At 67.2% G+C, this 13,148-nt stretch carries 9 protein-coding genes; 4 read left to right on the plus strand and 5 right to left on the minus strand.

The annotated features are described in order from the left end of the window. Nucleotides 1-31: 31 nt before the first annotated feature. Nucleotides 32-1,483: an SDR family NAD(P)-dependent oxidoreductase gene (locus AC5RTS_RS00985; RefSeq protein ID WP_493990488.1), complete on the plus strand. Its 1,452-nt coding sequence runs from the start codon at nt 32-34 to the stop codon at nt 1,481-1,483. On the opposite strand, the gene AC5RTS_RS00990 is transcribed toward AC5RTS_RS00985, so the two are convergent. After that, nucleotides 1,472-4,267 (minus strand): cation-translocating P-type ATPase, encoded by a 2,796-nt coding sequence (locus AC5RTS_RS00990; RefSeq protein WP_493990204.1) that lies wholly within the window; start codon nt 4,265-4,267, stop codon nt 1,472-1,474. The two genes, AC5RTS_RS00985 and AC5RTS_RS00990, sit on opposite strands and share 12 nt — an antisense overlap. A 137-nt stretch (nt 4,268-4,404) precedes the next feature. Between AC5RTS_RS00990 and AC5RTS_RS00995 the strand changes: the two genes are divergently transcribed. The 3 genes from AC5RTS_RS00995 to pepN all read left to right on the plus strand — a co-directional run bounded on the left by AC5RTS_RS00995 (nt 4,405) and on the right by pepN (nt 10,180). Continuing rightward, nucleotides 4,405-5,490 (plus strand): YeiH family protein, encoded by a 1,086-nt coding sequence (locus AC5RTS_RS00995; protein ID WP_493990205.1) that lies wholly within the window; start codon nt 4,405-4,407, stop codon nt 5,488-5,490. Between the two features lie 404 nt (nt 5,491-5,894). Next, nucleotides 5,895-7,562 (plus strand): hypothetical protein, encoded by a 1,668-nt coding sequence (locus tag AC5RTS_RS01000; protein ID WP_493990206.1) that lies wholly within the window; start codon nt 5,895-5,897, stop codon nt 7,560-7,562. 8 nt (nt 7,563-7,570) lie between these two features. Beyond that, a complete protein-coding gene (pepN, locus tag AC5RTS_RS01005; protein ID WP_493990207.1) occupies nt 7,571-10,180 on the plus strand; it encodes an aminopeptidase N in 2,610 nt (869 codons plus the stop codon). Between the two features lie 66 nt (nt 10,181-10,246). Here pepN and AC5RTS_RS01010 read toward each other — a convergent pair whose 3' ends face one another. From AC5RTS_RS01010 to AC5RTS_RS01025, 4 genes are all read right to left on the minus strand, one after another. After that, a complete protein-coding gene (locus AC5RTS_RS01010; RefSeq protein ID WP_493990208.1) occupies nt 10,247-10,585 on the minus strand; it encodes a cupin domain-containing protein in 339 nt (112 codons plus the stop codon). 74 nt (nt 10,586-10,659) lie between these two features. Then, complete coding sequence (gene lplAB, locus AC5RTS_RS01015; protein WP_493990209.1) at nt 10,660-11,739, minus strand: lipoate-protein ligase LplAB; 1,080 nt, start codon at nt 11,737-11,739, stop codon at nt 10,660-10,662. A 116-nt stretch (nt 11,740-11,855) separates the two neighbouring features. Beyond that, nucleotides 11,856-12,113, minus strand: a complete 258-nt coding sequence (locus tag AC5RTS_RS01020; RefSeq protein ID WP_146361982.1) for a type B 50S ribosomal protein L31 — start codon at nt 12,111-12,113, stop codon at nt 11,856-11,858. Nucleotides 12,114-12,245: 132 nt separating this feature from the next. Continuing rightward, complete coding sequence (locus AC5RTS_RS01025) at nt 12,246-13,142, minus strand: hypothetical protein (protein ID WP_493990210.1); 897 nt, start codon at nt 13,140-13,142, stop codon at nt 12,246-12,248. Between the last annotated feature and the right edge of the window lie 6 nt (nt 13,143-13,148).

Here is a 13,148-nt window from a genome sequence, read left to right on the forward strand (position 1 = left end):
ATCCGCCGGTGTCGATGAGCAGAAGGCCCCGATGAGCACCCCTGAACTGAACCCGGAAGAACTGAACCCGGAAGCAATCCAGACCGCCCTGCGCGTCCTGGCATCCATCCACGTCCTGGATGAGGAGAACCCGGATTACGTCGCGGTGCGGCGGGCAACCGCCAAGATGTTCAAGTCAGTGAAGAAGCACCGGAAGAACGAAAAGCGCAGCGCGGTCGCCGAGGCGGACCGCGCCGTCGTCGCCCTCACTGCCACCGGCGCGGCAGACCGGATCGACGACGAGACCCGCGGCGCCCAGCTGACCAGTGCCGCCCACGGGCCGTCCGCCGGGACCCTGCTGAAGCCTCGCAACTGCTACATCTGCAAGCAGCCCTACACCGTGGTGGACGCCTTCTATCACCAGCTCTGCCCCGAATGCGCAGCCTTCAGCCATGCCAAGCGGGATGCCCGCACGGACCTGACCGGCCGCCGTGCACTGCTGACCGGCGGCCGCGCCAAGATCGGCATGTACATTGCCCTGCGCCTGCTGCGCGACGGTGCGCACACCACCATCACCACCCGTTTCCCCAAGGACGCTGCCCGGCGTTTTGCGGCCATGGAGGATTCCGCGGACTGGCTGCACCGGCTGCGCATTGTCGGCATCGACCTCCGCGACCCGGCACAGGTCATCTCGCTGGCGGAGTCCGTTTCGGAAGCCGGTCCGCTGGACATCCTGATCAACAATGCGGCCCAGACCGTCCGCCGGTCCGCCGGCGCCTACCGCCCGCTGACCGAGGCCGAACTGGCACCGCTGCCGGACGGTCCCATGCCTGAGCTGGTGACCTTCGGCCACACGTATGACGCGCACCCCACGGCCCTGGCCGGTTCGGTTGCGGCGCACCCTGTGCTGGCCGCCGACGCCGTCACCTCGCTGGCACTGACCGCCGGCTCCTCCTCGCTGGCCCGGATGGAAGCCGGCACCGCGATTGACGCCGGCGGGCTGGTCCCGGACACCGCGCCGATCAACAGTTGGACGCAGGTGGTGGACCAGGTGGATCCGCTCGAAATGCTCGAAGTGCAGCTGTGCAACGTTACGGCACCGTTCCTGCTGGTGAACCGGCTCCGGCCGGCGATGGCGGCTTCCCCTGCCCGCCGGAAATACATCGTGAACGTCTCCGCCATGGAGGGACAGTTCTCCCGCCGCTACAAGGGCCCCGGCCACCCGCACACCAATATGGCCAAGGCGGCGCTGAACATGCTCACCCGCACCAGTGCCCAGGAAATGCTGGACACCGACGGGATCCTGATGACCGCGGTGGATACCGGCTGGATTACCGACGAGCGTCCGCACCCGACCAAGGTCCGTCTGGCCGAAGAGGGCTTCCACGCCCCGCTCGATCTGGTGGACGGTGCGGCCCGGGTGTATGACCCGATTGTGATGGGCGAAAACGGTGAGGACCAGTACGGCGTCTTCCTGAAGGACTACAAACCCTCACCCTGGTAGGAGGGAGCGGCGCGCACCGCGGCGCGCCACCAGCCGCTGCAGTGCCTTGCCGATCTCGGAGACCACCAGCACCGAGGCGCCCACTGCGAGGCACAGGAACCACTGCGCGGAGGTCAGCGGCACGGTGTCGAAGAAGCCCTGGAAGATGCTCAGCTGCACCACCAGGACCTGAAGTACCACTACGGCCGCCAGCGAACCCCAGATGGCCCGGTTGGTGAGGGTGATCAGCGAAAAAACGGAGCCGGTTTCGGAGCGCACATTGAGCAGATTAAACACCTGGTAGAAAACGAAGGTGGTAAACGCCATTGTGGTGGCGAAGTTTGCGCTGCCGGCGCTCTCGGGGAACATCCTGGGCGCACTGACCAGCACGGCACAGGTGCCGATGGCCATCACTGCTCCCAGCATCGCCAGTACCGCAATCCGCCGCCCGGTGAGCAGCGGCTCCCCGGCACGCCGGGGCGGGCGGTTCATCACCCCCGGATCCGTTTTGTCCACGCCGAGGGCCAACGCCGGCGGTCCGTCCATGATGATGTTCACCCACAGAATCTGCAGCGCCGTGAACGGTGCCCCGCCGGCAAAACCGAAGGTTGCCGCCGCCAGGAAGATGAGCACGAACCCCCAGGCCGTCGTGAGCTGGAAGCGGACAAACTTCACGATGTTGTCGTAGATGCCCCGGCCTTCCTCGACCGCCGCCACAATGGTGGCGAAGTTGTCGTCCGTCAGGATCATCCGTGCCGCACCCTTGGACACGTCGGTACCGGTGATGCCCATGGCAATGCCGATGTCGGCGCGCTTCAGTGCCGGTGCGTCGTTCACGCCGTCGCCGGTCATGGCCACGACGTAACCGTCGGCCTGCAGTGCCTTGACCACACGGATCTTGTGCTCGGGCGAGACCCTGGCCAGGACCCCCACCTCGGGAGCCTCGGCCTGCAGCTGCTGATCGTCCATGGCATCCAACGCTGAACCGGCCAGGGCCTTGCCGCCGATCCCCAGGTCCCTGGCAATCGCCGAGGCCGTCACCAGATGGTCCCCGGTAATCATGTGCACCTCAATGCCCGCGGCCTGGGCACGGGAAATCGCCTCGCCGGCTTCCTGCCGGGGCGGGTCAAGGATGCCCACGATGGCGTACAGGACCAGGTTCGCCGCCTCGGCAAACAAACCCTCGGGGCTCCCGGGCAGCGGCGCGTCGAGAACCCGCCCGGCCACCGCCATGGTCCGCAGCCCGGCCTTCGCGAGCGAGTCGACGTCGCCCAGGATACGTGCGCGCTCGGAAGCGTCCAGCGGCACCGGACCGTTTGCGCCCATCAGGAACGCGGTGCGCTCCAGGACCACGTCCGGTGCGCCCTTGACGTTGCAGTGCACGGGTGCGTCCGGAGCCTCGCTGCGGTTGAAGGTGGCCATGAACTTATAGTCGGAATCGAACGGGACCTCGGCGACGCGCCGGTGCGTAGCGCGGGCCCCCGCCACGTCAATGCCGCCCTTTTCCGCCAGGACCACCAGCGCCCCTTCAGTGGGATCTCCGGTGAGGCGCCCGTCCTCCACCGAGGCGTCGTTGCACAGTGCCATGGTCAGGTACGCCTCGATGAACGCCGGGACGGACTGCCCGTCCGGGCTGAGGATCTTGCCCTCGGTGGAGTATCCGGATCCGGTGACTCGGAAACGGCTGCCCGTCGGGGAATACAGCCGCCGGACCGTCATCTCATTGAGGGTCAGGGTTCCGGTCTTGTCGGTACAGATCTGCGAGGTGCTGCCGAGGGTTTCCACGGCCGCTAGCTGTTTGATGATGGCTCCGCGGGCCGCAAGGCGGGAGGCACCCATGGCAAGGGTGAAGGCAACGACGGCGGTCAGCCCCTCCGGAATGGTCGCCACCGCCAGCGAAACGGCGGTCAGGAACAGGTCCTCCCAGCTGTCCCCGCGCAGCAGCCCCAAAATGAACACCAAAGTCACGACGGCCAGGGCAATGTAGGTCAGGACGCGGGCGAGCTGGTCAATGCTGCGCTGGAGCGTGGTCTTTTCCTCGGCAGTACTGCCCAACAGGTCCGCGATGGTACCGATCTGCGTGTTCATTCCGGTGCCGGTGACCAGCAGCACCGCCCGCCCGCGGGTGACGTCGGTGTCCATAAACAGCAGGTTGGTGCGGTCCGCGACGGGAAGCTTCGGGTCCGAGAGAGCCGCTGCCACCTTGTTGGAGGGCCGGGACTCCCCTGTCAGCGCCGCCTCCGCCACCTGCAGGCGGACGGCTTCCAGGAGCCGCCCGTCGGCGGGCACGGTGTCTCCGGCCTCCAGCAGCACCACGTCCCCGGGCACCAGGGCGGTCCGCTCCACCGTGGTCTGCGTGCCGGAGCGCAGGACCCGGCACTCATCCACGGCGGCTTTGCGCAGTGCTTCGAGACTGGATTCAGCGCGCTGCTCCTGCACGTAGTTCAGCGTGGTGTTCAGGATGATCACCAGCAGGATCACCACCGGGGTTTCCCATTCCCGGGACACGACGGCGCTGACGACGGCGGCAATGATCAGGACGATGGTCAGCCGGTCCGAAAGCAGCCGGAGGACTTTCCGCCACGCCGGAACCTTTTTGCCCGCTGCCAGCTGGTTGGGCCCGTAACGCGCCGTTCTCTCCCGTACCTCGTCCTGATTGAGCCCTGCGGACGGATCGGTGCCGAGCTCGGCCGCTACCTCTTCCGCGGGATAGAGCCACGGGGCCGCGAGAACCGGCCGTTCCGCCGGAAGGGACCGCTCGGAGGGGACGTTTTCGGCGGCGCGACCGTTGTTTTGCGTGCTCATGGGCGCTTCCCTGATGCTCGAGAATGGTAACCAATGGTAACAACGCCGGGCAGCGCAACAGTACGCTGCGCGGGCTTGCGGCGTGCGCGGCAGCGAACTGCTTTGGTTATATGTGCCGGCTGGGGCAGGGTATAAACGTGCCCGATTCCCCCACTGACCCTCCCCGCCCGCGCGACCCCGCAGGCCGGCGGCCGCCCCGAAGCTTCGCCGTCCTTAATCGGGCCGGGCTCAGGAACGCCGCGCCCGGGCTGCTGGCTGCGGCGGCCGCCGTCGCCCTGGCGTACCTGCTGCATCTGCTGGTACCGGCTGTTCCGGTGCTCACCGCCGCCGTGGTCCTGGGCCTGGTGGCAGCGAATGTGCCCGGTACGGCTGCCGCAGCGGCGGGCCCGCTCAAGCCGGGGCTGGCGCTGGCTGCACGGAAGTTCCTGCGTCTCGGCATTGTGCTGCTGGGCCTCAAAGTGTCGCTGGTAGACATTGCCGGCCTCGGGTTCGGCGCGCTGGTGCTGGTGGTGCTGCTGGTCCTCGGTGCGTTTGCCGGTACCTACGCCATCTGCCGGTTATTCCGGCTGCCCGGTGATGAACCCATCCTGATTGCTGCCGGGTTCTCCATCTGCGGGGTCTCGGCGATCGGTGCAGTGTCCGCCGCCCGCCGGACCCGCAGCGAGGACACCGTGGTGCCGATTGCCCTGGTGACCCTCTGCGGGACCCTTGCCATCGCTGCCCTTCCGATGGCAGGAACACTGCTGCACCTCGACCCGCTGGTTTTCGGCACGTGGGCCGGCGCGTCGGTGCATGACGTCGGGCAGGTGGTGGCCACGGCCCAGACCGCCGGCACCGCCGCTCTGGCCGCCGCGGTGGTGGTGAAACTGGCCCGGGTAGTGCTGTTGGCGCCCATGACGGCCGCCGTCGGACTGCAGGCCCGCCGGTCCGCCCGGCGCTCGGGTGCCGGGGCAGGCCCGCGTCCACCGCTGGTCCCCCTGTTTGTGCTCGGTTTCCTGGCGCTGATCCTTGTACGCACCTTCGAGCTGCTGCCCGCTCCGGCACTGGAAGCGGCGTCGGTGCTCCAGGAGCTGCTGTTCGCCGCGGCCCTGTTCGGCTTGGGGGCCGGGGTGCGGGTCCGGGCGCTCTTTGCCTCCGGTATCCGTGCCGTCGCCGCTGCCCTGGCATCGTGGGTGCTGGTGGCGGGTCTGGGGCTGGGCGTGGCACTGGCAATCGCCGGCTGAGCGCATCACCGGCTGGGCGCAGGGCTGCCACTGCTTTTGGCGTCCGCAGCACACCACCGGTAGCACCGTCCTGGGCCCGGAATCCGTCCCTCCACTTGTGGCAGCCAGGCACGCACCTTAGTGTCCAACGAGGAGGAGCATAGCCATCCCACCAGGAACGGAAGGCGGGTTTCCGCGCGCCGTGGATTGGAGCCTGCATGGCCTCGGATGCCCGCCCGCCGGGGATGAAGCCGGAACTTCCACCCGGCCAGGCCGCCGGATCCCGCAGTGAGGGGGCAGGGCGCAGCGGCCTTCCTGAAAACGAGGACGGCGCAGGCCCCCGCGGTGACGGAACAGGCCCCGCCAGCGAAGGACCTGAATCAGGTGACGCCTCAGAACCCCGCGGGGACGGACGCGGCCGCCGGATGGCGGGCCGGCCGACCTTTGCAGGCCGCCTGCCGGCAGTGGCCGGACTGGTCTTCTGCGGACTTGCCGCCTGGTCCCTGATCGGCAACCTGATCAGCCCCCACTACGGAATTTCACAGTACTCCCGGGGCTGGGCGCTGGCCGCCGCGGCCGCCGTCCTGGTCCTGATGACCGGCCTGTACCTGCTGGAGCGGCGTGCGGCCAGCCTGCTCTCCCGGCACGCCGGCCTGCGGATCCTGCTGCGCGTTTTCCTTTGGGCCGGGATTTTCGCGCTCCAGGTCCGGCTGGTGTTTGCCGTCTGGCTGCCCGCGAACTGGGATTCCTATGCGGTCTTTGAATCCGCTGCCGGGCTGGCACAGGGAACACAAACCTCCCTCCCGCCCTACTTTGGCATCAACCCGAACAACGCTCTGCTGGCGCTGCTGCTCTCCGCATACTTCCGCTTTGTCATGGCCCTGGGCGTCACGGACCTGGCGATGGCGGCCGCGTTCCTGAACGCCGTCGTCCTGTATAGCGCAACGGTACTGACGTACTGGGCGGCACGGATGCTCGCCGGCAGCCGCGCGGCCATCCTGGCCCTGCTGCCGCTGGGCATCTTTGTGCTCTATTCCCCGTGGGCGGGCGTGCTGTATTCGGACACCGTGGGAATGGTGTTCCCCGTCCTGATCCTCTGCCTTGTGCTCGCCGCCGGCCGAAGCCGTGCCTGGCAGGTCCGGATACCGCTGTGGATCTTTGCCGGGGCTGCCGGCGCAGTGGGGTACGGGATCAAACCGACGGTGCTCATCTGCCTGGTGGCCGCCGGCCTCACCGCGCTCTGCATCCTCCTGTCGGACAGGCAGCGCGCCTCCGGTCTCCTGGCGGGACTGGCCGTTGTCACGGGCAGTTTCCTCGCAGCGTACGCAGGTATCAGCACTTTTGAACGGCACAGCACGGCAGTGCCGGACCGGGACCCTGCTCTGCCGGTCACCCATTTCCTCAAGGTGGGAGCCCAGCAGGCGCCGGGTCCGCACGGGCCTTACTACGGCAGCTACAACGAGGCCGATGCGGTCGCCACCGTGAATATCGCGGACCCGCAGGACCGGTTCCGGCAGGGCCTGGAGGTCTATGCCGCCAGGGTGGACGCCATGGGGCTGGCAGGCTACGCCGGGTTCCTGAACCATAAGCTGCTGTGGATCATGGGCGACGGGTCCTTTTTCACCTGGGGTGAGGGAACGCTGGACGGCGATGACTTTGTCTCCGACCGTCCGGCGGACCGGGCCGTCCAGGACTTCTTCGGCAACACCCGGCCCACTTTTGGCTGGAGCCTGTCCCTTTGGCAGGGCGCCTGGTTCGCCGTGCTTGCCCTGGCCGCGGTGCCCCTGGTGTACCGGACCCCCGGCCTGCTCCGCCCCGAACTCTCCGCCCTGCGGATAGCCCTGCTGGGCCTGCTGATGTTCCTGCTGCTCTCCGAAGCGAGGGCACGTTTCCTGTACCTGTATGCCCCGTACTTTATTCTTCTGGCCGTCGTCTCCTTTCAGGCCCTCGGCGACAGATTCCTGCAGCGCCGGGCCGGCGCACCGCGCTCCGGAACACCGCCTCCCGTGCCGCCTCCCGTACCGGCACCCGGCCGGCACCCGGCCGGCCCCGGCCGGAACGGCGGACGCCGGAAACGCCGCGGAAGTGATTGAATAAACAGGTGTCCAACCAGAATCTGAGCCGTGACGAAGCCGCCCGGCGCTCCCGCCTGCTGTCCGTGACCTCCTACAACGTCCATCTGGACCTTGGCAATGCCGAAGACGCCGATGCCGCAGGGTTCCGGTCCACGAGCACTATCGTGTTCAGCTGTTCCGAACCGGGGGCCGCCACCTTCCTCGACTTCATCCACGGCGGGATTTCCTCCGTGGTGCTGAACGGCCGGGAACTGGACCTGGCCGCCGCCGTTGACTCGTCGCGCATCCACCTCCCCGACCTGCAGGCCGAGAATACCGTCACCGTGGACGGTACGGCTCTGTACAGCCGCAGCGGCGAAGGCCTGCACCGGTTCCTGGACCCTGCCGACGGGCAGACGTACCTGTACACCCAGTACGAACCAGCCGACGCACGCCGGGTCTTCGCCAATTTCGAACAGCCGGACCTGAAGGCTTCCTTTGCCTTTTCGGTCACCGCCCCTGCCGGCTGGCAGGTAGCTTCGAACGGGGTTGAAACCTCCCGCACCCCGGCGGGCGACGGCGCCCTGAGCCGCTGGGAGTTCGCACCCACGCAGCGCATTTCCACCTACATCACCACCGTCCTGGCTGGCCCGTACCATCGGGCCGAGGATCAGTGGTCCCTGACCCTCGAGGACGGCACGGAGCTGCACGTGCCGCTGGCGGCCTACTGCCGGTCCTCACTGGCGGAGTACTTCGATCCGGAGAACATCTTTGCGGTCACGAAGCGCGGCCTGGACTATTTCCACCGCCTCTTTGCCTACCCGTACCCGTTCGGCAAATATGACCAGGCCTTTGTGCCCGAGTACAACCTGGGGGCCATGGAAAACCCCGGCCTGGTGACCTTCACGGAGGCGTATGTTTTCCGCTCCCGCGCCACGGAAGCCCAGTACGAGGCACGTGCCAACACCATCCTCCACGAGATGGCCCACATGTGGTTCGGTGACCTGGTCACCATGCAGTGGTGGGACGACCTGTGGCTCAAAGAGTCCTTCGCTGACTACATGGGAGCCCTCGCCGTGGACCGGGCCACGGACTTCACCAATTCCTGGGTGAGCTTCGCGAACCGGCGCAAGGCCTGGGCCTACGTGCAGGACCAGCTGCCCACCACGCACCCCATTGTCGCGGACATCCCGAACCTGGAAGCGGCGAAGCAGAACTTCGACGGCATCACCTACGCCAAGGGCGCCTCGGTGCTCAAACAGCTGGTGGCCTACGTCGGGTTCGACACCTTCATCGAAGCGGCACGCGGCTACTTCCGCGACCATGCCTTCGGCAACACCACACTGGCGGACCTCCTTGCGGCCCTCGAGGCTGCCTCCGGCCGGGACATGGGCCAGTGGTCGCGGCAGTGGCTGCAGACCGCCGGGGTGCCGGTGCTCGTGCCGGAGACAGAGACTGACGACGCCGGGAACTACACCTCCGTGGCGATTCGGCAGAACGCGCCGGATCCGGTGAGCGGGGAACAGGTTCCGCGCCCGCACCGGCTTCGCATCGGACTGTACGACTTCGACGACGCAGGGTTCCTGGCGCGTACCGACAGCATTGAAGTGGATGTTGCCGGCGCACGGACCGAGGTGCCCGAGCTGACCGGGAGAAACCGCCCGGCGCTGCTGCTGATCAATGATGAGGACCTGACGTACGCGAAGATCCGCTTCGATCAGCACTCACTGCTCACGCTGATGGAATCCCTGCACCTTCTCACGGATCCCCTGGCCCGGGCCATCAGCCTCTCCGCCCTGTGGAACAGTGTCCGCGACGGCGTGCTCAGCGCCCGCGACTATGTCCGCCTGGTCCAGCGGGTGGCCCCGCAGGAGCCCGGTGCAGGGGTGCTGCAGGTCCTGCTGGACAACGCGCTTACCGCCGTGGAGTACTACGCACCGGCGTCCCTCCGGACAGAGCTGCGCGAGGAGCTCTACACGGCCATCGTCCATGCGCTGCATGATGCAGGGGCAGGCAGCGACCGCCAGGTAATCTGGGCCCGCGCCGCCGCGGCGGCAGGACGGCGCAGCACCACCCATCATGACCTGCTCCGCGGACTGCTGGACGGGAACACGGAGATCACCGGGCTGACGGTGGACTCGGATCTGCGCTGGCGTCTCTGGCTGGCCCTGGCCGCCACCGCCTCGGCGACCCGCGCGGAGCTGGACGCGGAGCTGGAACGGGACAACACGGCGTCGGGCCGCGTTGGCTACACCACCGCTGCCGCAGCGTTCCCTGAGCCTGCGGTCAAGGACGCTGCCTGGCAGGCTGCCGTCCATTCGGATGCCCTGTCCAATGAGCTGCTCTCTGCCACCATCGCCGGCTTCACGCTGGGCAGCCACAACCTGCTGGACGGCTATACGGAGGACTATTTCTCCTCCCTCGCCGGAGTGTGGGCGGGCCGCAGCATTGAACTGGCCTCGCGCGTGGTGGGCGGTCTGTATCCCGGCCACCAGGACGCGGTGCCCGGCACTGTCCCGGCGGACCACCCGGTGGTGCAGAAGTCGGTCGAATGGCTGGAACTGCATCGCGATGCCCCGGCGGCCCTCCGGCGGATCATCATCGAACAGCAGGACCAGCTGCTCAGGTCGCTGCGGGTCCAGGCCGCCGCGATGTGACGGGGCAGTGACGCTAACGGGGCAGTGACGCTAACGGGGCTGTCGACGTCGAACGGGCTGGCGGCGCTATGCCGTCGCCAGCTTGGCGACCGTCAGCAGCACGGCTGAATCCTCCAGGGCCTTCAGTGAGTGCCGCGCCTGAGGCACAATCAGCAGGTCCCCGGCGGAACCGTCCCAGGTGATGCCTTCGGATGTCAGGCTGACCCTGCCCTTGAGCACATGGATGGTCGCCTCCCCCGGGTTCTCATGCTCATCGAGCACGAACCCGGACTGCAGGGCAATCACTGTCTGGCGCAGGACATGTTCGTGGCCCCCGTAGACCGTGGCGGCGCTGCGGCCGCTCGACGCCTGGCTTGCAGTTTCCATCTGCCGGCGGACGAGTGCGGTGAGTGACTTTTTCTCCATGGTCCGCAGTCTAGGCCGGACACCTGCGGGCGGGGTAGCACCCCGCCCGCACTGTGCCGCGGCCGCACCGCCGATCAGGGAACCCGGTTCAGCCACTCCTGGGTATTGAACTTTTCCTGAACCTTCTCTTCGGCGAGGGCCATTTCTTCCTGGCTGATTCCTGCCCGCACCGCACCGTACCGGGTGGTGAAGGTGTCCATCATGGTTGCAATGATGTCCTCGCGCGAGAGTCCGGTCTGGCGTTTGAGGGGATCCACGCGCTTCTTTGCGCTGGTAGTGCCCTTATCGGACAGCTTTTCCTTGCCGATCCGCAGCACCTCCACCATCTTGTCCGCATCGATGTTGTAGGACATGGTGACGTGGTGCAGCATGCCGCCGCTGCTGAATCGCTTTTGGGCGGCTCCGCCGATCTTGCCCTGGTCCGTGGCCATATCATTCAGCGGCACGTACCAGGCCTTGATGCCGAGTTTCTGGAGGGACTCCATCACCCACGCGTCGAGGAACGGGTAGGAATCGGCGAAGCTGAGCCCGTCCACCAGAGACTGCGGCACATAGATGGAATAGGTGATGGCGTTGCCGTGCTCCATGAACATTGCCCCGCCGCCGGTGATGCGCCGGACCACGGTCACGCCGTGGCGCCGGGCTCCTTCCGGGTCCACTTCATTCTTCAACGACTGGAAGCTGCCGATCACCACGGAGGGTGATTCCCACTCCCAGAAGCGGAGCGTGGGATTCCTGCGTCCGGTGCCGACTTCCTCGGCAAGCACCTCATCCATGGCCACATGCATGTGCGTGGACAGAGGCGTGGGAGGAATGATTTCCCACTGGTGGTCGCCCCAGCCGGTGGCCTTTCCCAGGGCGCGGCGCACCGCTGTGGCAACGGCCTCGGGAGAGAAGCCGAACATTACGGCGTCGGGGGCAAGGCGCGAACGCACGGCGGCGGCTATCTCTCCGAACGGAGTTTCCGCCGGGAGACCCTCAAGGGCCGCGTTGATATCCAGCAGGGCTTCGTCCGGTTCCAGGAAGAAGTCTCCGCCCAGGGAGACGTCTGCCAGCCGGCCGTCGCGGACGTCCAGGTCCACCACCACCAGCTTTCCGCCGGGGACTTTGTACTCGCCGTGCCGCCGGGTGCCGTGCTGCTCTTCGCTTGCCATCAAGGACTCCTCTGCTGGAACCGGTTTCGGAACCGGACGGCCCCGTGACGGGGAAAGGCCCGCCGGGCAAATGCCGACGGACCTTTCTCCAAGTACTGCTCTTTATCCCAAATGGGTTACTTCTTGGCGCCGAAGCCCTTGAAGCGGGCGTTGAAGCGCTCCACGCGGCCGGCGGAGTCCATGATGCGCTGCTTGCCCGTGTAGAACGGGTGCGATGCGGAGGAGATTTCCACCTCGATGAGCGGGTAGGTGTTTCCGTCTTCCCACTCGATCGTCTTGGAGGAGGTGGCGGTGGAGGCCGTCAGGAAAGCGGTGTCGGACGCCAGGTCACGGAAGACAACCGGTGCATACTTGGGGTGGATATCAGACTTCACAGTTTTACCTTCTTTTGGTGCCTGGATTTTGCCAGGCACAGGTGGTTAAAAGCTTTAGCGGCCGGACTTTTCGGCCAGCAACCCATACTAGCGCATCAGTGCCTGCGCATGGAAACGGCCACGGGTGCGGCGTCAGGGAGCCGGCAGGGTGCCCCACTGGGAGTTTACGGCGGTAATCCGCGAGGAAATTCCCTGGTTCAGTCCGAGTATCTCAATCCGTTCCGGCCGGTAGTAATCATCCAGGTAGACGGTAAAGGAGCCGGCCGGTATTTCCACCCTGGAAGCAGAGTCCGGGGCCGCCGTAGGGTCGGCGGCGTCGAGGCTGCCGCTGATCCGGGTGAGGACCGCGCCGCCCAGCGGCTGGGCATAGGCCACCTCCACGTGCCCGGCGGCGGCAACCATTCCGGCCATCCGCTCCGGCCGGACGGTCAGTTCGGCGGCGTCTGCCATGACGGCCGCGTAGGCTTCTTCCGGCGTGCCGTCCGGGTTCGCCGTGATGGCGGTGCCGGCTTCGCGCAACTCCCGGCGGCCCTCGCGGATGCTGACGTGAACGTCCAGCTCCTTGTTTTCCAGTTCCAGGGCAAACTCCGGGCCGGTGGCGAAGGCCACAGCGTAGGTGCCGGTAGGAAGCCAGCTGGTTTCCGTTTCCAACACCTGCACCGCTCCCCCGCCGGCAGTCATGGCGGCAGCGAGGCAGTCCCCGGCTTCGGCGGCAGGCATGGGTTCCGCCTCGCGGCGCAGCAGCCACTGGCAGGCGTCCTGCACGGGCTCGGGCATGCCGATCTGGCTGCCCGTAACGCCTACGCGGGCCGGAGCCGTAGGACTTGGCGGGGCCGGTGTCGGAGTCTTGGCCGGGCCCGGCGGAACGGTACGGGCCGGTGCCGTACGGGATGCCAGGGGCGTGGCCGATGCGGACTCTTCACGGGTGCGCAGCTGATCTGCCGTCGGACCGCAGGCCGTGAGTGGAAGGAGCAGGGCAGCGGCGAGGCCCAGGGCAAGGCCCGGTCTTCTGATCGCACGGCTTTCCATGGCGGC

This window comes from Arthrobacter sp. MDT1-49-2 (assembly GCF_059090185.1).

Bases quoted from the DNA above. Each gene is read 5' to 3' on its own strand.
- AC5RTS_RS00985 (WP_493990488.1), top strand. From the start codon at position 32: ATGAGCACCCCTGAACTGAACCCGGAAGAACTGAACCCGGAAGCAATC.
- AC5RTS_RS00990 (WP_493990204.1), bottom strand. From the start codon at position 4,267: ATGAGCACGCAAAACAACGGTCGCGCCGCCGAAAACGTCCCCTCCGAG.
- AC5RTS_RS01000 (WP_493990206.1), top strand. From the start codon at position 5,895: ATGGCGGGCCGGCCGACCTTTGCAGGCCGCCTGCCGGCAGTGGCCGGA.
- AC5RTS_RS01025 (WP_493990210.1), bottom strand. From the start codon at position 13,142: ATGGAAAGCCGTGCGATCAGAAGACCGGGCCTTGCCCTGGGCCTCGCC.
- AC5RTS_RS01010 (WP_493990208.1), bottom strand. From the start codon at position 10,585: ATGGAGAAAAAGTCACTCACCGCACTCGTCCGCCGGCAGATGGAAACT.
- lplAB (WP_493990209.1), bottom strand. From the start codon at position 11,739: ATGGCAAGCGAAGAGCAGCACGGCACCCGGCGGCACGGCGAGTACAAA.